This window comes from Clostridium malenominatum, from assembly GCF_039521365.1.
Lineage (GTDB): Bacteria > Bacillota > Clostridia > Clostridiales > Clostridiaceae > Clostridium_AW > Clostridium_AW malenominatum.
The window spans coordinates 1,941,604-1,966,626 of the sequence record NZ_BAAACF010000001.1 but is presented as its reverse complement, the minus strand read 5'-3'; the positions used below and the strand labels follow the sequence as shown (position 1 = coordinate 1,966,626).

22 protein-coding genes and 1 riboswitch are annotated in these 25,023 nt (G+C 32.5%); of the genes, 19 read left to right on the top strand and 3 right to left on the bottom strand.

Going from position 1 to position 25,023, the window contains the following annotated elements:
* The first annotated feature begins 156 nt into the window (after positions 1-156).
* Together ABDZ69_RS09955 and ABDZ69_RS09950 are read left to right on the top strand one after the other, a co-directional pair.
* Positions 157-510: a DUF2512 family protein gene (locus ABDZ69_RS09955; RefSeq protein ID WP_343769237.1), complete on the top strand. Its 354-nt coding sequence runs from the start codon at positions 157-159 to the stop codon at positions 508-510.
* Positions 511-902: 392 nt separating this feature from the next.
* The gene (locus ABDZ69_RS09950) at positions 903-1,502 is read left to right on the top strand and encodes a hypothetical protein (RefSeq protein WP_343769235.1); all 600 of its coding nucleotides are present in this window, start codon (positions 903-905) and stop codon (positions 1,500-1,502) included.
* 108 nt (positions 1,503-1,610) lie between these two features.
* On the opposite strand, the gene ABDZ69_RS09945 is transcribed toward ABDZ69_RS09950, so the two are convergent.
* Positions 1,611-2,432 (bottom strand): MerR family transcriptional regulator, encoded by an 822-nt coding sequence (locus ABDZ69_RS09945; RefSeq protein WP_343769234.1) that lies wholly within the window; start codon positions 2,430-2,432, stop codon positions 1,611-1,613.
* Positions 2,433-2,543: 111 nt separating this feature from the next.
* On the opposite strand from ABDZ69_RS09945, the gene ABDZ69_RS09940 reads away from it, so the two are divergent.
* The 5 genes from ABDZ69_RS09940 (at position 2,544) to ABDZ69_RS09920 (ending at position 10,195) form a co-directional block, all read left to right on the top strand.
* Positions 2,544-4,274, top strand: a complete 1,731-nt coding sequence (locus ABDZ69_RS09940; protein ID WP_343769233.1) for an ABC transporter ATP-binding protein — start codon at positions 2,544-2,546, stop codon at positions 4,272-4,274.
* Positions 4,271-6,028: an ABC transporter ATP-binding protein gene (locus tag ABDZ69_RS09935; protein WP_343769231.1), complete on the top strand. Its 1,758-nt coding sequence runs from the start codon at positions 4,271-4,273 to the stop codon at positions 6,026-6,028. Before ABDZ69_RS09940 ends, ABDZ69_RS09935 begins: the two co-directional genes overlap by 4 nt.
* A gap of 525 nt (positions 6,029-6,553) precedes the next feature.
* Positions 6,554-8,179: an ABC-F family ATP-binding cassette domain-containing protein gene (locus tag ABDZ69_RS09930; protein ID WP_343769230.1), complete on the top strand. Its 1,626-nt coding sequence runs from the start codon at positions 6,554-6,556 to the stop codon at positions 8,177-8,179.
* Positions 8,180-8,334: 155 nt separating this feature from the next.
* Entirely contained in the window at positions 8,335-9,141 is an 807-nt protein-coding gene (locus tag ABDZ69_RS09925) for an MBL fold metallo-hydrolase (protein ID WP_343769229.1), read from the top strand.
* A gap of 316 nt (positions 9,142-9,457) precedes the next feature.
* Complete coding sequence (locus tag ABDZ69_RS09920) at positions 9,458-10,195, top strand: helix-turn-helix domain-containing protein (RefSeq protein ID WP_343769228.1); 738 nt, start codon at positions 9,458-9,460, stop codon at positions 10,193-10,195.
* 416 nt (positions 10,196-10,611) lie between these two features.
* On the opposite strand, the gene ABDZ69_RS09915 is transcribed toward ABDZ69_RS09920, so the two are convergent.
* On the bottom strand, positions 10,612-11,193 hold the full coding sequence (locus ABDZ69_RS09915) for a LysM peptidoglycan-binding domain-containing protein (RefSeq protein ID WP_343769226.1): 582 nt from the start codon (positions 11,191-11,193) through the stop codon (positions 10,612-10,614).
* Between the two features lie 172 nt (positions 11,194-11,365).
* Here ABDZ69_RS09915 and ABDZ69_RS09910 point away from each other — a divergent pair, with 172 nt between their 5' ends.
* The 5 genes from ABDZ69_RS09910 to ABDZ69_RS09890 all read left to right on the top strand — a co-directional run bounded on the left by ABDZ69_RS09910 (position 11,366) and on the right by ABDZ69_RS09890 (position 17,019).
* On the top strand, positions 11,366-12,565 hold the full coding sequence (locus tag ABDZ69_RS09910) for a DUF438 domain-containing protein (RefSeq protein WP_343769224.1): 1,200 nt from the start codon (positions 11,366-11,368) through the stop codon (positions 12,563-12,565).
* 350 nt (positions 12,566-12,915) lie between these two features.
* Positions 12,916-14,463, top strand: a complete 1,548-nt coding sequence (locus ABDZ69_RS09905) for an AbgT family transporter (RefSeq protein WP_343769222.1) — start codon at positions 12,916-12,918, stop codon at positions 14,461-14,463.
* Between the two features lie 223 nt (positions 14,464-14,686).
* Positions 14,687-15,223, top strand: coding sequence for a TetR/AcrR family transcriptional regulator C-terminal domain-containing protein (locus ABDZ69_RS09900; protein WP_343769221.1), 537 nt, complete (start codon positions 14,687-14,689; stop codon positions 15,221-15,223).
* Positions 15,224-15,289: 66 nt separating this feature from the next.
* Positions 15,290-16,159: a DegV family protein gene (locus tag ABDZ69_RS09895; protein WP_343769219.1), complete on the top strand. Its 870-nt coding sequence runs from the start codon at positions 15,290-15,292 to the stop codon at positions 16,157-16,159.
* 158 nt (positions 16,160-16,317) lie between these two features.
* Entirely contained in the window at positions 16,318-17,019 is a 702-nt protein-coding gene (locus ABDZ69_RS09890; RefSeq protein WP_343769217.1) for a CPBP family intramembrane glutamic endopeptidase, read from the top strand.
* Positions 17,020-17,037: 18 nt separating this feature from the next.
* Here the strand turns inward: ABDZ69_RS09890 and chrA are convergent, their stop codons facing one another.
* Complete coding sequence (chrA, locus tag ABDZ69_RS09885) at positions 17,038-18,135, bottom strand: chromate efflux transporter (protein WP_343769215.1); 1,098 nt, start codon at positions 18,133-18,135, stop codon at positions 17,038-17,040.
* Between the two features lie 133 nt (positions 18,136-18,268).
* Here chrA and ABDZ69_RS09880 point away from each other — a divergent pair, with 133 nt between their 5' ends.
* The 7 genes from ABDZ69_RS09880 (at position 18,269) to ABDZ69_RS09850 (ending at position 25,021) form a co-directional block, all read left to right on the top strand.
* On the top strand, positions 18,269-18,577 hold the full coding sequence (locus tag ABDZ69_RS09880; RefSeq protein WP_343769213.1) for a PadR family transcriptional regulator: 309 nt from the start codon (positions 18,269-18,271) through the stop codon (positions 18,575-18,577).
* A 198-nt stretch (positions 18,578-18,775) separates the two neighbouring features.
* Complete coding sequence (locus ABDZ69_RS09875; RefSeq protein WP_343769211.1) at positions 18,776-20,356, top strand: N-acyl-D-amino-acid deacylase family protein; 1,581 nt, start codon at positions 18,776-18,778, stop codon at positions 20,354-20,356.
* A gap of 16 nt (positions 20,357-20,372) precedes the next feature.
* A complete protein-coding gene (locus ABDZ69_RS09870) occupies positions 20,373-21,707 on the top strand; it encodes a TRAP transporter large permease subunit (protein ID WP_343769209.1) in 1,335 nt (444 codons plus the stop codon).
* Between the two features lie 94 nt (positions 21,708-21,801).
* Positions 21,802-21,983: riboswitch (Lysine riboswitch) on the top strand.
* A 115-nt stretch (positions 21,984-22,098) separates the two neighbouring features.
* On the top strand, positions 22,099-22,935 hold the full coding sequence (locus ABDZ69_RS09865) for a transporter substrate-binding domain-containing protein (RefSeq protein ID WP_343769207.1): 837 nt from the start codon (positions 22,099-22,101) through the stop codon (positions 22,933-22,935).
* 66 nt (positions 22,936-23,001) lie between these two features.
* Complete coding sequence (locus ABDZ69_RS09860) at positions 23,002-23,757, top strand: amino acid ABC transporter permease (protein ID WP_343769205.1); 756 nt, start codon at positions 23,002-23,004, stop codon at positions 23,755-23,757.
* Between the two features lie 16 nt (positions 23,758-23,773).
* Positions 23,774-24,508: an amino acid ABC transporter ATP-binding protein gene (locus ABDZ69_RS09855; RefSeq protein ID WP_343769203.1), complete on the top strand. Its 735-nt coding sequence runs from the start codon at positions 23,774-23,776 to the stop codon at positions 24,506-24,508.
* 150 nt (positions 24,509-24,658) lie between these two features.
* Positions 24,659-25,021, top strand: a complete 363-nt coding sequence (locus ABDZ69_RS09850) for a VOC family protein (RefSeq protein WP_343769201.1) — start codon at positions 24,659-24,661, stop codon at positions 25,019-25,021.
* The last annotated feature ends 2 nt before the right edge of the window (positions 25,022-25,023 follow it).

Genomic DNA, 25,023 nt, shown 5'->3' with positions numbered 1-25,023 from the left:
AGTGTAAATTTGAAAAGTAACTCCAAACTTATCAGTCGCCATACCATCTTTCTTCAAGTTTTCGTAAAGTTCTTTTGCAAATGCTTAATAAATGCATATTCCTCATAGCACAAGGAATAATAGTATTACGGCATGATACGCAAAGGAGGTGGAGAAATGAAGCATGTTTCTGCTTTAATAATAAAGTTTCTTATAGTTGCGGTGGTTTTAGAGGTTGTCCTTGGCATGATGACCAATTTAAGCTTCATCAGCATATTATATATAGCCGCTGTTGTTACAGCCCTTGCATATATTTTAGGTGATATTATATTATTAGATATATCAAATAATCTTGTAACAACAATTTCTGACATGGGTTTAGCTCTAGTTACTATTTTTATGTTTAACTATTGGTGGAAATTTAGATCAATACCTTTTACAGCAGCATTTCTTTCAGCCATATTAATTGGAATAGGAGAATGGTTTTTTCATGAATTTGTTCATAGAAATGTTTTACCTGAAGATGTGTAACTGTGATATGCTTTAGATTATGAATCAGGTGGTGTTTTATATGGAAATTAAAGAAGGTGTAATGGTTCCATTAGGCTATGGCAAGTTTGCTAGATCCGATAAAATACATTAATATAAATAATCTATATCCCCGACAAGCTACTTAAAAATAATTTATTTTATTCAATTAGGGAATAAAGTAAATTATTTTTTTTTATTTTAAATTTTAGATGAGTTGTACTTTAAGACAAGGTAAGAGTATACTGTAGACTTATTGTAGCACCAAACTACATGCTATCATATATTATACTAAAGATTAAGGTATTAAGTTGCTTTATGCTTTTAAATAGAAACTAAAAGAGTGTTATAGCATTATAGCATAAAAATTTTTGATGCATTTGGAGGTGCATAAAATGACAAACGAGAGTATAAAATTATTTGATGCTCCAGAAAATATAGAAGAAATTTTAAAAAGTGCTAAAGATCTTCCAGAAGTTAAAATTGTTCAGACGCAACAGACAAATGGACAAATACAGTGTGGATTAATTACCTTTGAAGGATTGGGAGGGAATTTCTTACCAATTCCTCCACAGAACCTTGGATTTACTATCGCAACTTTTGAGACAGGTTGGTTTACGGACCTTGAGGTGGCAGCTGGAGGTACTGCGCCTTTTAATAATTTACCTTCTCCAGTTACACTAGCAGGTTTTACTTTGGCTAATGATAAAGATATATTCTTAAGTAACCCAGTATCTAGTGTCAGTTTATTTTATTCTTCTTTTGTAAATGTAGCAATAGAAGCATATGATATAAATAATAATCTATTGCAGTTTGTAGGTGGACTAGCAAATTATGTGGCTCCTCCAAACACAATATGGAATCAACTCACAATTAATTTAGGGTCAAATGTAATATCTACAATAAGAGTTATTGGAGGAAATTTTCAGACAGCCATAGATAATATACAGCTATGTGTAGCTCCAGCAAGAGGACTTTACGTTACAAGCTTATAAATCTTAAAAAGTGCAGGGAGATGTATAAATTATGGCATCAATCTGCACTTTTGTTTTTATTGTATGATAGCATTATAATAATTTATATTGCTATAGATTCAGACTTTATTAAGTTAAGTCATTTTCTAAAGTCTCTATTATTAGCTTAGTAATATAGTGCTTTTGATCTTTCTGGGCAATATCAGAAATTAGATACTCCTCAAAAGAATAATCTCCCAAAGAAATTCCATTCTCATCAGCGTACTTCAGCATCTTTTCATAAGCATTGGATAAATCATCATATGTGCCTTCAAAGTATCCACATAAATAGACTCCTGGCTTACGAATTACTGTTTTCCCAGGTAGAGAGGATTTGAGCTTGATATACAGGTAAGAAAGGTTTGTGAAATTACTCTTGCGCAAATTCTCCACCGATATTATTCCCCCTACAGATTCTTGAACAGTAATGCCTAGGTTTTGGCAGAACTTAATATATTCCTGCATGAAGTTGGCAAAAGTCTTATTTGGAGAATTTTCCATATTATCCGATCGGAGAATAATTTCTTGCGGTAAGGTTTCTAAGTAGAAGTTATTGTGGATTTTTATGCCTTCCTTAGTCATGTTTTTCATGCTTTGAATCATTTCCTGTATATCTTGAAAATATTTTATTTTCTCAGCTACCTGTTGACTTTTTTCTTCTAGTAGATCTAAGAACATGGAAGGATTGCGCTGTTCAAGATAGATTTTTATGTCCTTTAGGGACATTCCTAGCTTTTTTAAGTTTAGGATAACAGAGAAGGTAAAATACTGATAATAAGAGTAATAACGATAGCCGTTTTTCTGTATGATTGCTGGCTTAAACAGGCCGATATCATCATAGTGGAACAGCACGTGTTTTTCAACATTACACATCTTAGCGAATTCGCCAGTAGTAAAAAATTTTTCCTGCATTTTGAAAATCTCTCCTTGACTATAAGGTAACATTATACTTTATCATAGTATATGTTGACGGCAAAAGCAAGGATTGAGCTTAGAAAAATCATTGACAAGAGAGGGTTGAATATGAAGTTAATTTTAAAGTATTTAAAAAAGTACAAGTTATATGTATTCTGTAACATACTAGCTGTGTTTGGATTTGCTGTGGCGGAACTTGGCATCCCTACAATTGTCTCTGACATGATAGACAGGGGCATTGTACTAAACGATAGAGCCTATATTTATAAGTTAGGTGTTCTAATTTTAGCGGTGGCCATTATCGGCGGCATTGGAAATATTGTACTGGCCTATTGCAGTTCCAAGGTAAGCACGTTAATTATAAGAGATATCAGAAATGATATTTTCAAAAAAACTCAAGAATTTTCTCATACTGAATATAATAAATTTGGTATATCCAGTATGATTACCAGAGCCACCAACGACGCTTTTATATTAATGCAATTTATCAATGTCATACTTAGGATGGCGCTTTTAACGCCTGTGATGATTTTGATCAGTATGTTTATGGTAATAAAGACAAGTATCACTTTATCTATGGTAATTGGAGGATGCATTCCTATTATCTGCTTTGGAGTATACCTCATTGCTAAGACTAGTAATCCAATCAGCACAAGACAGCAGGAGGGAATGGACAGGTTGAATCGAATTACGAGGGAGAACTTAACTGGCGTTAGGGTTATACGTGCATTTAGAAAAGATCGCTACGAAACTCAGCGATTTTCTGAAGCCAATGAAGACTATGCAGCAAATGCAAAAAAGCTCTTTAAGCTAATGTCTGTTACACAGCCAGCCTTCTTTCTATTATTAAATATAGGGGTTGTAGTTGTATTTATCTTGTCTAGCCGTATGGTTGATGTAGGAACTCTACAGGTGGGAAAATTAGTGGCATTTCAGGAATACATGTTTCACGCTATGTTTTCTATGATGCTATTTTCTATGGTATTTGTTATGTATCCCCGTGCAGAAATCAGTGCTAGACGTATTCAGGAGTTGCTGGAAGAAGAGCCAGTTATTAAAGATCCAGAAAATGCAGTAACCCATGGAGATGAAAGTGGAACATTAGAATTTGATAATGTAACTTTCAAATATCCTGATGGTGAGGTTCCAGTGTTACATGACATAAGTTTTTGTGCAAAAAAAGGCGATACCGTTGCATTTATTGGAAGTACTGGCAGCGGTAAAAGTACATTAATAAATTTAATTCCTAGATTCTATGATATAAGCGAAGGTAGCATTAAAGTAGACGGAGTAGATATTAGAAAATACGATTTAATGGCATTGCGTGAAAAAATCGGTTTTATTCCGCAAAAATCCTTGCTGTTTTCCGGAAGCATAAATGAAAACATCCGCTATGGCAAACATGATGCCCTTCAATTTGAAGTAGAGCATAGTGCCAAAGTTGCTCAAGCTTATGATTTTATCCTAGACAAGCCAAATCAGTTTGATGAAACCATAGAAGAGGGAGGCAGTAACATATCTGGAGGACAAAAACAAAGGTTAAGCATTGCAAGGGCGGTGGTAAGAAAACCGGACATCTATATATTTGATGATTCTTTCTCTGCATTGGATTTTAAAACCGATGCTAAACTAAGAAAGAGATTAAAAAGTGAAACCACTGATGCTATTACCTTGATTGTGGCACAGAGAGTATCCTCCATTATGGATGCAACGAAAATTATCGTATTGAACGAAGGAAAAGTGGTTGATATGGGAACTCATGAGCAGTTACTAAGAAACTGCGATATTTATTATGAGATAGCAGCTAGCCAGATGTCGAAGGAGGAATTGGAACGATGAAAAAGAAAAGTACTAGTATTAAACGTTTGATTCCCTACTTAAAAAAATATAAGATAAAGATTATCATAGCCATATTACTAATTATTGTATCCTCCTGCTTTATTGCATTAAGCCCTTACTTAGAAGGGATGATTACTACTCAATTATTTTCTGACATTAGCTCAGGAGCAAGGGTGGATTTTGGTAAAATCAATAAAATTATATTAATTTTAGTCTTTATATATGTGGCGGGAGCTTTAAGCAACTGTGTCTATCAGTTCTTATTGACCGATGCAATTCAAAGCGCTATGGTGGATTTAAGAAATGACGTACAAGGGAAAATCAGAAGACTCCCTATATCATATTTTGATAGAAATGCTCTAGGAGATATTTTGAGCCGTGTATCCAACGATATGGAGACTATTTCTAATGCCCTTCAGCAAAGCTTTGCTCAAGTTTTAAATGCTATTTTAGGGCTGAGCCTTGCAGTATTTATGATGTTTAAGATTCAATGGGTAATGGCTCTATCAGCAGTGGCAATTATAGGATCTGCTATTATAATATCTAAGGTGATTGTGAAAAAATCTCAACCTATATTCCAAAGGCAGCAAAATGCATTGGGACGTTTAAATGGCATTGTTCAAGAGAAATTTACTGGATTTAATGAAATTAAATTATTTGGAAAAGAGAAAGATACACTTAAAGAACTTATGGGCGCCAATGAAGAACTATGTGAGAATGGTTTTAAAGCTCAGTTCATTAGCGGTTTGATGTCTCCACTTGTAACCTTTGTAACTTACATTGGAATTGCTTCTGTAGCCATTGTAGGTACATTTTATGCAATTGCAGGAACTATTGCTGTAGGACAACTCCAAGCCTTCATCCGTTATATTTGGCAGGTAAACCAGCCTATGAGCCAGATTACCCAACTTTCTGGAGCAATTCAGTCCTCTGTAGCAGCAGTACAAAGAGTTTTTGAATTCCTAGATGAAGAGGAAGAAGTAGAAGCAGTAGAGATGATAAAACCATATAAAGAAGTGCGTGGCAATGTGTCCTTTGAAAATGTAGAATTCTCTTATACAAAGGAAAAGCCTTTGCTTCACCACTTAAATGTAGAAGTGAAAAGCGGTCAGATGGTTGCCATAGTGGGCCCTACTGGTGTAGGAAAAACCACATTAATCAATCTGCTGATGAGATTTTATGATGTTACTGGTGGTTCCATTAAGATAGATGGCTTAGATATTCGCCATATGAAACGAGATGACCTAAGAGCAAAATTTGGAATGGTTCTTCAAGATACCTGGCTCTTTAAAGGTAGTATTAAAGAAAACATAGGCTATGGAAAAGAAGGTACTAGCGAAGAAGAGATTATTAATGCTGCCAAGGTGGCAAATGTCCACCACTTCATTACTACGCTGCCAGATGGATACAATATGGTACTTAATGAAGAGGCTAGCAACATCTCTCAAGGGGAAAAACAGCTTTTGACCATAGCTCGTACCGTACTTTGTGATCCACCTATATTAATTTTGGATGAGGCTACAAGCTCCGTGGACACAAGGCTAGAGCAAAAGCTTCAGGATGCCATGAGAAATATTATGAAGGGTAGAACTTCCTTTGTAATCGCCCATAGATTATCTACAATTAAAAATGCAGATTTGATTCTAGTAATGAGCGATGGAAATATCGTGGAGCAGGGAACCCATAATGAGCTACTAGAGAAAAAGGGATATTACGAACAGCTTTACCATGCACAATTTGAAGAGGTGGATTGATAATATTTCTCTATAATTGTAAATTTTAAGTTGTGAGTTAAAATATTTATTGTTATAATTTTCATAAAATAGTATAATACTAATAAATATTAGGATTAAAGAAAAGGAGGTCGCAAGTATATGATAAACATTGCAAATTTAACTATAAAACCAACAATAGCTAAAAATACAATATTGAATGGAATTAAAAATAGCGACCCCATGGGATTAAATTAGTATTGAGATTATAAATGTCACGGGCAAACTAAAGTTCCGTGACTTTTTATATTTTATATTAGCTTTTAAAAGCTATATGCATCTGTATTTAAGTACTTAAAAAAGGTCATGGATTTCCATGATCTTTTTCTTTTTTTAAGAAAGGCGGTGAGAACTATGAAGATAGGCGTTATAACCATCTAGCAAGCTCATTTGGTGGTTAAAAACCCAAGAACCTAGGTTTTTAGCCATTTTAAAATAAGTATCTTAGAGTTTTAGATACCTATTTGGGTTACAAAATCATCAAATGAGCAATAGGAGAGGGTTAAAATGTTATTACAATTAAATAATATAGGAAAAAGCTTCAATGGAGAAATTTTAATTTCAAATATAAATTTAAAGGTTGAAGAAGGAGAAAAGATAGGCTTAATAGGAGTTAATGGTGCAGGCAAATCTACACTATTAAAAATAATCTATGGAGATATCTCACAGGATGAAGGAGAAATAATAAAGTCTAGGGGAAAAACCTTTGCTTATTTAAAGCAAGATAGTGGTTTGAATTTAGAACACTCCATTAAAGAGGAGATGCTTTCTGTATTTAATGAACTTTTAAATGTAGAAAGAGAGTTAAGGCAATTAGAAAAACTTATGGCTTCACAAGAAGTTATTGAGGATTATGAGAAATTAGAAAAAGTTATGAAGAAATACTCATCTAAAACTGATTACTTTGTTATGCAAGGTGGATATGAAATAGAATCAAAAATTAACACCATCTTAAATGGAATTGGATTTAAAAATTTTGATTTAAATATTAAAGTTTCAAAGCTAAGCGGAGGACAAAAGACTAAACTGTCCTTAGCAAAAATACTTTTAAATGAACCAGATTTATTAATGTTGGATGAGCCCACAAACCATCTTGATTTGGATGCATTAAATTGGTTGGAAGGCTATTTAAAAGGTTATAAAGGTGCAATTTTAATAGTTTCTCATGATAGATATTTTTTAGATTCTACAGTTTCTGTTATTTACGAAATAGAAAGAGGAAAATCCAAAAGATATAATGGCAACTACTCAAAGTATGTTTTTCTTAAACAGGAGGAAAAGAAACTCCATATAAAAAATTATGAAAGACAACATGAGGAAATAGAAAGACTTCAAACTTTTGTTGATAAGAATATAGTAAGAGCCACTTCTGCTAAAGCAGCTAAAAGTAAAAGAAAAGCTATAGAAAGAATGGAAAAAATAGATAAGCCCCAAGGAGAATTAAAAAAGGTTAATATGAACTTTGAAATGAAGAATAAATCTTATAAGGAAGTGCTGCAAATTAGGGAAGGGATTTTATCTGTGGGGGAAGTAGAAAATAAAAAAATACTTTCTAAAGGTTTAAGCTTTGACCTTACAAGAGGAGATAGAGTAGCATTAATAGGGCCTAATGGAGTAGGAAAAACTTCTTTATTAAAGGTTTTAATAGGAGATTTAAAGCTAGAATGCGGTTCAATTAATTGGGGGAAAGACATTCATATAGGTTATTATGATCAAGAACATGAAAAGTTAAATCCTCATAATACTGTATTAGAAGAAATATGGGGTGATTTTCCTATTATGAAAGAAAGTAAAATACGTGGAGCATTGGGAAGATTTTTATTTTCTGGTGAAGACGTATTTAAGAAAATAGGAGATTTAAGTGGTGGAGAAAAATCAAGAGTAGCATTAGCTAAACTTATGCTTATAGAGGCAAACCTGCTGCTTTTAGATGAACCTACAAACCATTTAGACTTGCAGAGCAAAGAAGTATTAGAAGCTGCTTTAAAGGACTATGAAGGTACAATTTTATTTATATCTCATGATAGATATTTTATTAATAAAATAGGAAACAAGGTTATGAAGCTTACAAAAGAGGGAGTAAGGTGCATTAAGGGAAACTATGACGATTATTTATTAAATGCATCTAAATAATTAATTTTTAGAAATAAATCTTTATTTATTTTAGTATAGATAAATAGAAGTTTATAGATAGATTAATGTGCGTTAGACAAGTTAAACCTTTCAGCCTATTTTTGGGTTGAAGGGTTTTTCATGATAAAATGTAATCAAGAAAAGGGGGTAATGAGGTGAAACTAAAAGTTTTAGTAGATAATAATACATACATTGACCAATATTATTGTGGAGAACCTGCTGTTTCATATTATATTGAAGATGGGGATATTAGCCTACTATTTGATGTGGGATATTCTGATTTGTTTTTAAAAAACGCCATTGCATTAGGTGTGGATTTGAAAAATATAAGTGCTATTGTTATTTCACATGGTCACGACGATCACACAAGGGGATTAAAGTATTATTTTGAACAAAAGCATAAAAATAATATTTCAATTCTCGCTCATCCAGATGCATTTAAAGAAAAATCAATAGATGATTTAAAAATTTGCTCTCCTATTTTACAAGAAGAACTAAAGGATAAATGCAATCTAGTTCTTTCTAAAGAACCTAAAAAAATTAGTGAGCATATAATTTTCTTAGGTGAGATACCTCAAATGAACGACTTCGAAAGTAGAAAGGCTATCGGTAAGCAAGTCGTTGGGGAAACTTCAATTGACGATTACGTGTTAGATGATACAGCCCTTGTATATCAAAGTGAAAATGGTATTTATATTATCACAGGATGTTCTCATAGCGGGATATGCAATATAATAGAATATGCAAAAAAAGTATGCAAAGACAATAGAGTATTAGGGGTTATAGGAGGATTTCATTTATTTGAAGTAAATGAACAGGTTAGTAAAACTATAGATTATTTAAAACAGAATAATTTAAAGGAATTATATCCTTGCCATTGTACTTCATTTGTTGTTAGATCAGAAATACATAAAACATTGCCAGTAAAAGAAGTTGGAGTGGGTCTGGAAATAAATTGGTAGAGATTTAATTAACCAGCACATATTTAAGATTATAATATGAAGGTTGAATATGTAAAAAATGATACTGGAGCAAATCAAAAATTTAATGTGCCTAATTTAAACGTAGTTCTTAATGAAGTAAAATAGAGATGATAATATATTAAGCAGGGAGACATAAACTCCCTGCTTTAATATTTGGTATAATAAGGGTATAACTAAAAGGAAAACCATTGATTTCAGGCAATTCTACCACAGGTTGAGAAAATCTAAAATAAATCGGTTGAGATATGTTCATATTTTTGCAACAATGGTTTTAGAGACAGAAAGGGGAGATTACATGGGGACAATAGAAACTGGAAAAATAATCAGCACCATAAGGAAGCAAAAAAGTATGACTCAAAAGGACATTGCTGAGCTACTAAATGTTTCTGATAAAGCTGTATCAAAATGGGAGAGAGGGGAATGTTATCCCGAGGTAGGGTTGCTTCCAGAACTTGCTTTTATATTGGAGATTACAATTGACGAATTGCTTACTGGAAAGAAGGCAGATGGCGAAGGGCATGTGGGTACTGAAAATCAGTTAAATAGACAATTTATCATAGAAGATAAAAATCATAATTATATAAAAGGAACTATTATATCCTTTATTGTATTGGCAATTGCATTATATTGGAGTTTGGTTGCACCTTATACAATACAAGCAGTCTCAGCAGCACTTGTACTAATTTCTTTTAGTATTTTCTATCTTTATGATAAAAAATATAGTGATTTATTAAGATATTACAAGGAATCTAAAACAGAAGTGGATTTTCCTATTATTCAAGCTTCATGTCGACAATTTATTATTTCATCAGGCATTACAGTATTTATATTTGTAAACTTGCTTAGTTTTAATACAACCGTTATAAAAAAAAAGTATTTTATTTTGGGATATCACCTTCAATATATGTTAATGGGAGTAACGCTTTATACATTTTTTAACTTGTTTTTATTTTTAAAATCAAATAAGAATAATTTTAAAATCCCTCTGTATTTTCATATAGGTACACTTCTTTCAATAATAGATATATATTAAAATTGACGTTTTAAATTCAATAAACAATAGTAAATTATTAGGAAGTAAAAACAATAAGGTATTTCTTTTAATAATAGCAATCTGCATTATATATAGCTTATTAATTTTTACTATGAATAATATGTCTAATAAATACAAGGGAATATTATTTGCATTAAGCATATTACAGCATTCTACTCTTTTGTCAGTTTCTCGTTATAGCATATGGTATGCAACCAATATTGAAACAAACGTTCATGGCGGAATTGATAAAGGTTACGTTGGGATTACATTAATGATAAGCATGACCTTATATTATATTCAAACATGCATTATTAGGAAAATAAGCCAGAGGCAAATATAAATAAAAACAATAAGATTAGCAGGGAGTATACAAACTCCCTGATTTAATTTTTAATAGTAAATTTAAGTTTCTTCTAGCAGCCATTTACATTGCAGCATTGGCGTAAAGTATTTTCATATATTACAGCTCCGTCTATACCTGTAGTAGAATTTGATGGCTGTATAGTTATTCGTACATCAGGAGTTAGAGACACTACAGTTGGAAGATCTATTCTAGAAGACCATGTTGGGGGATCTTCTCTAGTTGGGAATAGCTGGTTTCCAAAGCCTCCAATATCTCTAAAAAATGCAGTTGTAATGTATATATCATAGTTACCAAAGTAGGATGGGGGAGGAAGTGTGGCAAGTACACTTATGGATTGACCACCTCTTGGTCCGAAGTTTGCGTAGGCAGTTGCACCTGTTCCAAAGGGAATTCTTCCTCTCTTTTGTAACTCTATGCAACAAGGAATAGGTATGAATGAGGGAACGCATAGAACGTCTCCAGGGTAAAGGATATTGGGATTGGTGATATGTGGGTTAGCGTAGTATAATGCTTCTAATCTTACTCTAAATATTTGTGACAATGTAAATAGTGTATCCCCAGGGGATACCACGTATCTTCCTTTAAAGGCTTCGGGACATGAGCTTGGAATTCTTGGGATTTGTCTAAACAAAAAAATTCTCCTCCTAGTATTGATTGTCCTATAAAATTATAAGATTTATATATAATATGAAATTACAGTCATAGAGTACGCAAATATTTTCCGAAATGGTAACATAGAGTACATAAATTTGAAAATCTATGTGATATTATAATAGTAATAACTTGGGAAAGGATGGGATAATATGAACTCAGATAAAACTAAAATCAATTTATTAGCTGAATATGTAGAAGGTCTGATGAACGAATACGATGGAAAAGAACTTTATTTAAAATACAAGGACGCCATTGAAAAGGTCACTCCGCAGGAAGCTTTCGAAGTATTTTACCTTCAGCTTAATAAGGATAAAAAGCCAAAAGTAATATTAAAAGTATTGGACAAGGTAATAAATATATTTTATAAGTCACTAAGTTCCTACCCATGGAAAAGACCTGAGAAAGATAGTTTCTTAGATGTGTTAATTCAGGAAAATAAGGCTTTAAGAGCCAAGCTTAATGATATTGGAGAAATAGTTAAAGAACAGAATTTTAAAGGAAGAAAAGAGGATTTGCTAGTTAAGGTTAGTGAACTCAAAGCCTTTAATGATCATTATTTAAAAAAAGAAAATATACTTTTCCCATACATGGAAAAGAGGATGGAAAAGTTCCATGGGCTTACTATTATGTGGTCACTTCATGATGAGGCTAGAGCATGTTTAAATAAGATGGTTTCACTACTTGAATCTGAGGATTGTACTGAAAGTGAATTTAATTCAGAAATAGGCAAGTTATTTTTTGCAATGGGTGGACTTGCAAATAAGGAAGAGCTTATTCTCTTTCCGGCAGCTAGTGAGATTTTTAGCGAAGAGGAGTGGAGAGACATGGGAAAACAAAGCTTTGAATATTCTTTTCCATTTATAGATAGCCCTCAAAGGCCTTCTGAAAAAATAGATGATGAGGAGATAAATGAGCTTATTAAAAGCATGGATGGGTTTATATTTAAGACAGAAACAGGAATTTTGAATCTTGAACAAATCCTAATGATTTTCAATGCTTTACCAGTAGATTTATCCTTTGTTGACGAAAATAATAAAGTGAAGTTTTTTACAAGACCTAAGGATAGAATTTTCCCTCGTTCCTCTGCTGTTATAGGACGAGACGTGAGGAATTGTCATCCTCATGAAAGTGTACATGTTGTTGAAGAAATCATTGAAGAGTTTAGAAATGGAAGGAAAGAAGTAGCAAGCTTTTGGATAAACATGAGGGGAAAAATGATCCTTATTCAGTATTTTGCTCTTAGAAATTCAAAGGGTGAATATAAGGGTGTTTTAGAGGTAAGTCAGGATATAACAGAAATAAAGAAGTTAGAAGGGGAAAGAAGATTACTTCAGTGGGATAATGCATAAAAAAACAAGGTGCCGCATACTTGCGATACCTTGTTTTTTATCTATTTACATATTTATTTCAGAAATAATATGTAAAATTGAAGGTTTACCAGGTGAAATTCTTAGCAAAACAATATAAAAATGCAGGACATCTGTCTTGTATTAGAAGACAGATGTAAATTAATTAACATAATTTCACATAAATCATGGTTAATTGTAAGAAATAATTACAATTTCATAATTTAATTTAATAAAGTAGGAGAACTTATTCTTATCTTGAAATTTAATGCATAAGTTATTGCAGTTTTCTTAAAAATATAATATACTATTCATGTAAACGCAAACATATTATATAAAGGGGAGAGGGGACATTGAAAAGTAATTTAAACACTGAAAACAACAAAGAAGTAAAAGGTTTTCTGAAAAATGTAGAAAAAATAGGTAATGCTCTACCACATCCAGCAATGATTTTTATAATACTAAGTCTAATTGTAATTGTAATTTCTGAAATTGTAGCAAAAACGGGCACTCCTGTTACTTACTACGATGCAAAGGCAGCAAAAGATGTGACTATAAAAGCTGTTTCACTATTAAATGCAGAGGGATTGCGATACATATTCAATAGTGCAACCAAGAACTTCACAGGTTTTGCACCATTAGGTACTGTTCTTGTAGCTATGCTTGGGGTTGGAGTTGCTGAATGGTCAGGACTTATTAACACCTCCTTAAAAAAATTATTGACTGGTGTTAATGCAAGATTATTAACAGCGGTAGTTGTATTTGCTGGTATAATGTCAAATATAGCATCGGATGCAGGGTATGTTGTAGTTATACCTTTAGGAGCAATTGTATTTGCGGGAGCAGGGCGTAACCCAATTGCTGGTTTAGCAGCAGCTTTTGCAGGTGTATCTGGAGGATTCTCTGCAAATCTAATTATAGGTACTCTTGATCCATTGCTTGCTGGAATCACTAATGAAGCTTTAAAAAGCGCAGGTATTAATTATCAAATTGGTGCAACAGCAAACTTATATTTCATGATGGCTTCTACATTTTTATTAACTTTCTTAGGAACTTTCGTAACAGAAAGAATTGTAGAAAAAAATCTTGGACCTTACACTGGAGAATATGTGCCTAATAATGATGCAATTACAGCAGAAGAAAATAAAGGTCTTAGAAATGCGGGACTAGCACTTTTAGTATTTGTATTAGTAATGGCATTTTTAATGGTACCTCAAAATGGATTGCTTAGAGTTGTAGATGAAAAAACAGGAAAAGCTACTTTAGATGCTTTCATGCATGGAGGTCTTATACCTACTATATTGTTGTTATTCTTAATTCCTGGTTTTGCTTATGGTAAAACTATAGGTAAAATAAAAAGTAGCAATGATTTAGTATCTGCTATGACTGAGGCAATGAAGAGCATGGGAGGATATTTAGTATTATCTTTCTTTGCAGCTCAATTTGTTAGTTATTTCTCCTATACAAACCTTGGAATTATAGTTTCAGTTAAAGGGGCTGACTTTTTAAAGACTATAGGATTTACTGGACTACCTCTAGTTATAGGATTTATTTTGTTTTCAGCTTTCATAAATTTATTCATGGGTTCAGCTTCAGCAAAATGGGCTATTATGGCTCCCGTATTTGTTCCTATGATGTTTAGACTTGGGCTTAGTCCAGAATTGACGCAAGTAGCTTTTAGAATTGGAGATTCATCAACTAATATAATTACTCCATTGATGAGTTATTTTGCAATGATAGTTGTGTTTGCTCAAAAGTATGATAAGAAAAGTGGACTTGGAACTCTTATATCAACAATGTTACCATATTCAATTACATTCATAATAGGTTGGACATTATTAATGACTATATGGTACTTCTTAGGTCTTCCACTTGGTCCAGGAGCATTTATTCATATGTAAATATTAGAATGTGAGAACAACTAAATATTTCTAATAAAGAAGAATTGCCACCGTAAAATTTAAATCGGTGGCAATTTCTCTTTATTAAATAAATACCACCGATTTAAAGAACAACTGATTAATGGGGATATTTCTTAAAAGGTATGTTACAATAGAAGAAAAAATTATATACATTAAAAAGGTGAAGTAAATGAATAATGAGACTAACAAAACAAAAAAGAAATTGGCTGAAGCACTGAAAAAGTTGATGAGTGAACGAGCCTTTGAAAAAATAAAAATTCAAGATATTGTAGATATATGCCATATGAACAGACGTACATTTTATTATCATTTCAAAGATATCTATGAACTCTTGGAATGGTTTTATCATGAAGAAGCGTTAAAACAATTAGAAATAAATAGTACATATGATTCGTGGACTAATGAACTACTTTATTTATTTCACTATATTGAATCAAATAGAAAAGTCACCTTATGTGTATTTAAATCGCTAGGAAGGGAATACTTAGAAGATTTTATGTATAAAACCGTTTTTCGTGTAGTTAAAAATATTGTTTATGATATTGCATTTGATTTAGAAGTAAAAGAAGCACAAAAAGATTTTATAGCACATTACTATACGGTTTCTTTAGTAGGAATGATGACACATTGGATTCAAGCAGATTTTACTCCTAATCCTACGGAAATTACTAACATGACAAACCTTATTATACAAGGAACAATGAGAAATGCCTTAGAGCGATTTTCACAAAATGGCTAATCTGTGTATATACGCGATAGGTAAATGGATGTTATAATTTGGCTATATTCTTAGGAGGGAATTATAGTGCAGGATTATATAATCATTACAGATGCAACATCTGATTTACCAGTGGATATCATTAAAAGTTTAGATATAATTGTTTTGCCTATGGAGTTTATTATTGAAAATCAGGTTTATAGTCATTATCCTGATGGAAGAGAGATGAGTTTTTGTGATTTCTATAGTCATTTAAAAATGGGTAGGATGTCTTCAACGACACAGATTAATTATAATACATATAAATCTGCTTTTACTGATATTTTAAATGAAGGAAAAGACATCTTATATATTTCATTTTCATCTGGTTTAAGTGGTACCTATAATGCCGCTAGATTAGTAATAAATGATTTAAAAGAAGAGTTTCCGGACAATAAAATTTTGGCTGTAGATTCTTTATGTGCTTCAATTGGTGAAGGGCTACTAGTATATTTAGCAGCTTTAAAAAGGCAAGAGGGATTTTCTATAGATAAACTAAAGCAGTGGATAGAAAATAAGCGTTTTGAAGTATGTCATTGGTTTGCCGTTGATGACTTGGAGCATTTAAAGCGTGGGGGCAGAATTAATGCAGCACAAGCTTCAGTAGGGACCATTTTAAACTTGAAACCTATACTAAGTGTAAATAGAGAAGGAAAATTAGTTAATGTAACTAAAATGAGAGGAAAGAGAAAAAGCTTTAACTATTTATTGCAAAAGCTAAAAGAAGATGGTGAGAATATAGAAAGTCAAACTATTATGGTGGGACATGCCAATTGTGAAGAGGATGCCGTATATTTGCAACAACTCATTTTAGAACAAGAATTAGCGTCAAAAGTTATAATATGTAACATTAGCCCCATCATTGGAACCCATACTGGAGCAGGAATGATAGCCTTAACTTTTGTGGGACGACGATAGAGACCAACCCTTGAATTTTCAAGGGTTTTTTATTGTATGTGAAAACTATTTTATATTTTAAGTCCCTAACACTTTGTGTATTTATTATTAAAACAGTAAGAATATGCTATAATGAATACATATGATATAAAGTTATGTAAACATAGGGGGATAGGGATTTGGAAAGTGGTAAAGCTTTAGAAATAATAAATAAGAAAAGTATTTATTCTATTATGTTTTTTATTATATTAGGGTGTATTATTATGGCATGGGTAGATGCTATACTTTCCCCTAGCTATGCTGTTAAATCTTTTATTAAACTTCTTTTATTTTTAGTTTTACCTATTGTATACTCTTTCATGGATAAAGGTGTATCTTTTCGCAATCTTTTTGTGTTCAGCAAAAGGGGAATGGTTTTTCCAATATTATTAGGAATAGCGGTATACTTGTTTATTATTGCCTCATACTTTATCATGAGTCCTTATTTTGATTTTTCAAAGGTTACTGTAGAGTTGGAAAATAATATTGGAGTTAATAAAGGTAATTTTGTCTTTGTATCTCTTTATATCTCCTTTATCAACTCATTATTGGAAGAATTTTTCTTTAGGGGATTTGCGTTTTTAACTCTAAAAAAAGTTACCAGCAGAAAATTTGCTTATTTTTTTAGCGCTACAGCTTTTTCTGTTTACCATATTGCTATGATGACAAGCTGGTTTACACCAATACTATTTATATTATTGATTACAAGTTTATTAGTAGCTGGGCTACTATTTAATTGGCTTAATGAAAAAAGTGATAACATTTATACCTCTTGGATGGTACACATGTGTGCTAATTTTGCTATTAACACCATTGGTTTTATGCTATTTGGAATATTGTAATATATACCAAGTTCCCACTTATATTAATGTTAATATTAAACCTAATAAACCAGATATTCCAACACACCAGAAAACATTAAGTTTGTATTTTATTATTGAAATAAAACCTATTACTGCAAATAATAAGGTTGGTATATCAACTATGGCTGCGGGAATAAGAAGTATAATGGAGGATAAAATTGATCCTATAACGCCAGCATTTACTCCTTTTAGTGCAGCTTTAACCCATGGAATATCCTTTAATTTTTTTAGGTATGGTGCTGCAATTAAAATAAATATAAATGAAGGCAAAAAGATTGCAACAGTTGATAATAATGCTCCAATGAATCCAGAAACTTTGTAACCGATAAATGCAGCAGTTATTACTACTGGACCAGGAGTTACTTGGCCTAAAGCTATGCCAGCCAAAAATTCTGCTTGAGTTAGCCATCCTAATTTAGTTACTACTTCATTTTCTATAAAAGGTATAATCACTAAACCGCCACCATAGATAAATAATCCAACTTTTATAAAAAATATAAACATTTTTGAAAGTAAAGGGGTAAAAACTAATGGAAAAGCAATAGAATGCAGATTTCTATGATTTTTATTTTTAAAGGAATCTGAATATAAAAATATTCCACATATACCAGCCAGTATCATTGCAACAATCATATTTACTTTAAAAAGGGTTATAGCCGTTGTTGTTGCTAAAAAGATAATGAACTGTGATTTAATAGCAATTGTTTTCTTATACATATTTAATAGAGAAGAAGATATTAAAGCAATAACTACTGCATTAATTCCATAGAGTACGCCAGCTATACTAGGAATCTCACCAAATTTAAAGTAGATATAACTTAATACTGTTATAATTATAAACGCAGGAAAAATGAAAGAAATACCTGCTAAAATTCCTCCAAGAATTCCACCTCGCATATATCCCATATATATACCTAATTGAGTTGAAGCGGGACCTGGCAGTAGGTTACATACTGCAAGACCATCCAAAAACTCATCTTTTGTTGACCATTTTCTTTTTTCAACAAGTTCTGAATCCATTAGTGCAATATGAGCCATGGGACCTCCAAAGCCTAATAAACCAATTTTTAAAAAGTAACTAATTATCTCTTTCATATAAATACCCTCCTTGACTGTATTTTATCGGATTGATAAAATAATAGAATAGATAGCGGAAATTGATATAGATAGTCGATATCGAAAAGCGATATTGAAATTATAAGTAAAGAATATCATAGGAGGAGTTTAAATGCAAGAGCAAATCATGAGAAAATTATTTTTAGGATTTATTCATATTCATATATTACATCATGCTAAAAAGGAGCCTTTTTATGGAGCTTGGATGATAGAAGAGCTTAGGGAGCACGGATATGAAATAAGTGCAGGAACACTATATCCTATACTTCATAATCTTGAGAAAAATGGTGTATTGAAAGTTGAAGATAGAAATGTAGATGGAAAGATAAGAAAATATTATTCAATTACTCAGTTGGGGGAAGAGGTTCTTGAAGAATCTAAAGCAAAAGCATATGAATTATTTAAAGAGATAAAAGAGTAAACTAAATGTTAATAAACAAAGTATAAAAGTCAATCAGGATAATAAGCAATTATTTTATTTTGATTGGCTTTTTTGTTTTGCCACTTTTCATTGATATGAATTAAACGTAATAAAATGTAAAATAATTTCATAATATTAGTATAGCCGACAAGTAAGCGCGCTGTGGTATTTAATAAAATAATATTTGGAGGTGTTAGTTTGTATGATTTTGTTCTAAAAAATGGACTAGTAGTAGACGGGAGAAGGAACCTTCCCTATAAGGCCAACCTTTGTATTAAAGATGGTAGGATTGTAGACATTACTAAGGATTCAAGTGTTATAGGAAATGAGATAATCAATTGTGAGGGAAAAGTAATCTCCCCAGGGTTTATTGATCTTCATACCCACTCAGATGCATGTCCTCTTAATTCCAAGGAAACAGAAAGCATGTTGAATCAAGGAGTTACACTAGAAATTGGAGGAAACTGTGGTATATCTCTAATTCCTTCAAATGAATCTAATAGAGCAGAAATAAGAGAATTTTTTTCAAGAACAATTGAGATACCTCTTGAAGATCCATCTTTTAAAATGGATAACATGAGAGATTATTTAGAAATTGCTAATAAGCACGCATTATCAATTAATGCTGGAATTTTGATTGGCCATGGCACACTAAGAGCTTGTGTGGTAGGTTTTGATGATAGGGAACCCACATATGAAGAGCTGGATAAAATGAAGAATATTCTTCACCAAGAATTACAAAATGGAGCATTTGGTATGTCTCTAGGCTTAATTTATCCGCCAAGTAGTTATGGTAAATTACATGAGTTTGTAGAACTTTCAAAAGTAATTAAAAAGAATAATGGGATATTAACTGTACATTTAAGAAATGAAAGCAATTTAGTCTTTGAAGCTATTGATGAAATGATTAAAGTGACAGAATTATCAGGTGTTCATCTACATATTTCACACCTGAAACTTATAGGAAAGCCGCAATGGGGTAATTCAAAAAAGCTTCTTGATAATATCGAAGCTGCTCGTCAAAGGGGATGTAATATTACTTGTGATCAATATCCCTATGAAGCTACATCCACTGGACTATCTGCTCTTGTACCTGGTTGGGCCCATGATGGTGGCAATTCAAAGATGATAGAAAGATTAAAAACAAAAGACTTTAGGCTGCTTATGGATATTGCAACTGAAATTGATAGACGTGGTGGAGCAAGATGTGTAGGGGTATCATCTACACATGGTCATATACCTGAAATAGATGGTAAAAATATTGAAGAAATCTCAAAGATGTATAATTTATCACCAGAAGAGACGGTAGTAGAAGTTTTAATTAAGTGTAGAGGTGAAATATCTGCAATATATTATTCACTAAGTTTGGATGATGTTCTTAATATTATGAAGGAAATGTATATATCCATAGGAAGTGATGGGTACAACTTTAGTTATGATTTGGACTATAATCCACACCCAAGAAGCTTTGGTACATTCCCAAGGTTTTTACAGATGGTTCGTGAAAACAAGTTAATGTCATTGGAAGATGCTATATATAAAATTACAGGACTTCCTGCTCAGATTATTAGACTAGCAGATAGAGGAGTACTAAAGGTTGGAAATGTAGCAGATATAACTGTATTTGATTTTAATGAAATAAAAGATATGTCTACATTTTTACATTCTCCTGTAAAACCTCTAGGAATTAATCATGTTTTTATAGCTGGCGTACCTGCAATTCTTCATGGTACAAAAACCTCAAATAAAATAGGGAAAATACTATTAAAAAATAATTAAAATTGGGGGAAATAATATGGAACTAGGAAAATATGCATTGATATCAACACCATCACTATTAGCACTAATTCCGCTACTAGTGTACTTAATAATGGTTTTTAGAAATAAATCTAACTTAGCAGGTTTAATAGTAGGTGTAATTGTAGCTGCGGTTTTAACTGGACAAGGACTTAAAAGCCTAGCTGGAATTTTTGCAACCTCATTAGGATCGTTTTTGGCAATAATAGGCATTATAATCATGTTCGGAAGTGGACTTGGCTACTTAATGAATAAGACAAAAGTAAGTCAAACCCTTGTATACTGGATTGTAAAAGGAATTGGAGTAAATACTGAGAAAAAAGGTATGGCAGCAGTTATAATTAGCTCTATTGTCATATGTGGATTACTTGGAACATTGGCTGGTGGTAATGCAATAATTGCTCCTGTTATCATTCCTGTTGTGGCAGCTGTAGGATTAACACCAAGTGCTGTATGTACTCTACTTAAGGTTGCAGGTGAGGTTGGTTTAATCATGGGGCCACTGACAGGTGTTACTATTGCCACTATGGGAGTTACAGGACTTTCTTATGGTAAATTAATGTTATGGGCCGTTATTCCATTTAGCATAGTATGGATTGGGGCTACAGTTTTTGCAGTAACTAAAATTCAAAAGAAACTAAAAGGTGTTGAAGTATATGAGATAACTGATGATATGATTGATATTAATAAAATGGTTATTGCTACTGAACAAAAACGCACAACAATATTGTTTTTAATAGCATTTGCTCTCTTAGTTGGCTTTGGTGTCATCACAAAGCAGGGCACAAGCTATGCTATCATTGTAATGTTGATCTTATCCGCAGTTCTTACTATTAGCAGTAGACTGGGGATTGACTCTGCAATTGACACCTTTGTTGAAGGTGCATCAAAAATGACAAATATGTTTTTGGTGTTTATTTTCTTCGAAGTAATGTTTAGTATGATTAATATTGGTGGAGGCTTTGATGCCTTAGGTAATCTTTTAACAGGCTTAGTTTCTGGGGGTGGAAAAGCAGGGGTTTTAATAATTGCATCTCTGGTTGGTGGATTCGGCATAGAAGCAGCTGCTGTTGCTGAAATTACTATAGTGCACAAAATGTTCATAGACTTAGTTAGCTCAGTTAATTTACCAATGGAAGTTTGGGCTACTGCAATTTTAGCTGCAACAAGAATTACAGGTTCTTTATATCCGACAGCGAATCTTGCAGGTCAATTGGGTATCGCACGTTGCAGCAATATGAAAGCAGTTCTAAAAGCAGCTTGGGTTGGTGCTGCGGCACTATGGATTTGGGTTATGCTTTGGGCCTTTGTTGGGCCAATCCTTGTTAGATAATTTAATGTTGAATAAATTATGGATATAGGTTGACAAATATAATATGTTGTTGTAGAATATATTAAAATACAATTTAATAAGGCCTCACTTTTACAGGTGAGGTAGAGGCGCGGTATTTAACAGTCTTTAGAGGAGCTTGAGAGGCATTGATGCTAAGGAGAAGGAAATGTCGCCGAAGTTAGTAATATTCTCAGTATTACTTGCTGGGTCTGCAGCTAAGAACTGCAGGACTGTCTCAATAAACTTCCCGGTTTATTGAGTTGTGCTATCTCATTTTGGGAAAAGAAGAGGAATTAGGGAAAAGTGTAAGCTTTTTTGACCTGAGTTCATCTCAGGTCTTTTTGCGTTTTCTAAAAAACTAAAATTAATATAACAGGAGGAGAAAATAGTTATGAGAAAAAAATTATCAGTATTAATAGCGGCGTCTTTATCAGCAATTATGCTTTTTACAGGGTGTGGATCTAAAAGTTCAAAGGAGCAAGCTAAGGTAGAATCAGATACATTTAAAGTTGGTCTTGAATGTGGATATGCACCATTTAATTGGACTCAAATGAATGATTCTAATGGTGGAGTTAAAATTGATGGTAATGCAGAATATGCAGGTGGATACGATGTAGAGATTGCTAAAAAGATTGCAGATGGTTTAGGGAAAAAGTTAGTTGTTGTTAAAACAGAATGGGATGGTCTTGTGCCAGCGTTGACTTCAGGAAAAATAGATGCAATTATCGCTGGTATGTCACCAACAGCAAAACGTAAAGAGTCAATTGACTTCTCAGAGAATTACTATAAATCAAATTTAGTTATGGTTGTTAAAAAAGGTGGAAAATATGACGGTGCAACTTCAATACAAGATTTCAAAGGAGCAAAGATAACTGCTCAATTAAATACATTCCACTATTCAGTAATAGATCAAATCAATGGTGTAGCTAAACAGCCCGCAATGGACAACTTCCCAGCAATGAGAGTTGCTCTAGAATCAGGAATGATTCATGGATACGTATCAGAACGTCCAGAGGGTGTTAGTGCAGAAGCTGCTAACTCAAACTTTAAAATGGTGGAATTTAAAGAAGGCTTTACTACTTTAGATGATGACACTGCAATTGCTGTAGGTGTTGCAAAGGGTAGCGAATTAACTAAGAAAATCAATGAAATATTAAAAGGTATATCAGAAGAAGAACGTACAAAAATAATGGATGCTGCTATTAAAAATCAACCAGCAGCAAAATAATTAATTATTTGAAACCAGGTGTATTTATAGCATTTGGTTTCAAGATATTTTTAAAGGAGGATAATTATGAGCTTTCAGTTGATAATAGATATTATGAAAGAGAACTGGCCAATGTTCATTCGTGGAGCTGGCGTTACACTATTAATTTCTATGACCGGCACTATTATAGGTTCTATCATAGGTCTATTAGTAGGGGTTATACGTACTATTCCAATTCCAGAACGAGGAGCTAAAAGAATTGTTTTAAAAGTTATAAACGCTATTTTATCTGTTTATATAGAAATATTCCGTGGAACACCTATGATTGTTCAAGCTATGGTAATCTATTATGGATCTGCCCAAGCTTTTGGTATAGATATGAATCGATTAACTGCAGCAATATTTATTGTATCAATTAATACAGGTGCTTATATGTCAGAAATAGTTCGTGGAGGTATTGTTTCTATAGATAAAGGGCAGTTTGAAGCAGCTCATGCAATAGGTATGAATCACATTCAAACTATGATAAACGTAGTATTGCCACAAGTGATTAGAAATATTTTACCAGCAACGGGAAATGAGTTTGTTATAAATATTAAAGATACTTCAGTTCTTAACGTAATTGGTGTGACAGAGTTATATTTCCAAACAAAATCAGTTTCAGGAAATAACTTTAAGTATTTTGAATCCTTCTTTGTTGCATGTGTATTGTACTTTGTAATGACCTTTACAGTAACGAGAGTTTTACGTTTTATTGAAAGAAAACTAGATGGTCCTGATAATTACATTATGATGGGCAATCAAATGCAAGTAGCAAGAGCTGAAGATATGATTAGAAATTAGACAAAGGAGGGATAGTATGGAAAAAGTAATTGATATTAAACATTTAAGTAAATCCTTTGGAACTCACGAAGTTCTAAGAGACGTTGATTTCTCAGTAAATAAAGGGGAAGTAGTTTGTATCATTGGCTCATCTGGATCAGGTAAATCAACCCTTCTTCGTTGTGTTAACCTTTTAGAGAAACCAAGTGGTGGAGAAATTATATATAATGGAGAAAATATTTTAGATGATAAGCACGATATTTACGCTTATCGTACAAAGCTTGGCATGGTGTTTCAACAGTTTAATTTATTTAATAATCACAATGTTTTAAGCAATTGCACCATAGGGCAAATGAAGGTGTTAAAGCGTTCCAAGGAAGAAGCGGAAAAAACAGCTATGAAATACTTGAAAGTTGTTGGCATGGAACAGTATGTTAACGCAAAACCAAAACAATTATCAGGGGGACAAAAACAACGTGTAGCTATTGCTAGAGCTCTTTCTATGGAACCGGATGTTATGTTGTTTGATGAACCAACATCAGCCCTAGATCCTGAGATGGTAGGAGAAGTTCTTAAGGTTATGAAGGAGCTTGCGGAAACTGGTCTTACAATGTTAATAGTAACTCACGAAATGGAATTTGCAAAAGACGTATCAGACCGCGTAATATTTATGGATAAAGGAGTTATTGAAGAAGAGGGAAGTCCAGAGCAAATTTTCAATAATCCAAGGAGAGAACGTACGAGGGAATTTTTAAAGCGTACTTTAAAATAGTAGTAATAAATATAAATAGCCATGACTCATTACCTACAGATTTTAGTAATAAGTCTATGGAATAACTAGTATACTTAGGGTAAAATTATAACAAGAAGCTAAATAACAATTAATAAAATATATTTAAGTAAATAATGAGGAGAAGATATTATGAAATTTTGTTGGAGTACGTTAAATGTCAAGAACATGGAAGAATCTTTAAAGTTTTATCATGAGGTAATAGGACTTCCAATTTGCCAAAGATTTCAAGCTAGGCCAGGAATGGAAATAGTGTTTTTAGGAGATGGAGAGACAAAAATTGAACTAATATATGATGAAGAAATTAAAGATGTTAATATGGGAATAGATATTTCCTTAGGATTTGAAGTAAAATCTCTAGATAAAATGATGACGCTTGTTGAAGAAAAAGGTATAAAGATTCATAGTGGCCCATTTCAGCCTAATCCCAATACAAGATTTTTCTTTGTTTTAGATCCAAACGGATTAAAAATTCAATTTGTAGAGAGTAAATAGGG

Coding starts and splice junctions, on each gene's coding strand:
- ABDZ69_RS09855 (WP_343769203.1), top strand. CDS start 23,774: ATGGAAAAAGTAATTGATATTAAACATTTAAGTAAATCCTTTGGAACT.
- ABDZ69_RS09935 (WP_343769231.1), top strand. CDS start 4,271: ATGAAAAAGAAAAGTACTAGTATTAAACGTTTGATTCCCTACTTAAAA.
- ABDZ69_RS09860 (WP_343769205.1), top strand. CDS start 23,002: ATGAGCTTTCAGTTGATAATAGATATTATGAAAGAGAACTGGCCAATG.
- ABDZ69_RS09910 (WP_343769224.1), top strand. CDS start 11,366: ATGAACTCAGATAAAACTAAAATCAATTTATTAGCTGAATATGTAGAA.
- ABDZ69_RS09920 (WP_343769228.1), top strand. CDS start 9,458: ATGGGGACAATAGAAACTGGAAAAATAATCAGCACCATAAGGAAGCAA.
- ABDZ69_RS09955 (WP_343769237.1), top strand. CDS start 157: ATGAAGCATGTTTCTGCTTTAATAATAAAGTTTCTTATAGTTGCGGTG.
- ABDZ69_RS09870 (WP_343769209.1), top strand. CDS start 20,373: ATGGAACTAGGAAAATATGCATTGATATCAACACCATCACTATTAGCA.
- ABDZ69_RS09865 (WP_343769207.1), top strand. CDS start 22,099: ATGAGAAAAAAATTATCAGTATTAATAGCGGCGTCTTTATCAGCAATT.
- ABDZ69_RS09930 (WP_343769230.1), top strand. CDS start 6,554: ATGTTATTACAATTAAATAATATAGGAAAAAGCTTCAATGGAGAAATT.
- ABDZ69_RS09880 (WP_343769213.1), top strand. CDS start 18,269: ATGCAAGAGCAAATCATGAGAAAATTATTTTTAGGATTTATTCATATT.
- chrA (WP_343769215.1), bottom strand. CDS start 18,135: ATGAAAGAGATAATTAGTTACTTTTTAAAAATTGGTTTATTAGGCTTT.
- ABDZ69_RS09950 (WP_343769235.1), top strand. CDS start 903: ATGACAAACGAGAGTATAAAATTATTTGATGCTCCAGAAAATATAGAA.
- ABDZ69_RS09945 (WP_343769234.1), bottom strand. CDS start 2,432: ATGCAGGAAAAATTTTTTACTACTGGCGAATTCGCTAAGATGTGTAAT.
- ABDZ69_RS09940 (WP_343769233.1), top strand. CDS start 2,544: ATGAAGTTAATTTTAAAGTATTTAAAAAAGTACAAGTTATATGTATTC.
- ABDZ69_RS09850 (WP_343769201.1), top strand. CDS start 24,659: ATGAAATTTTGTTGGAGTACGTTAAATGTCAAGAACATGGAAGAATCT.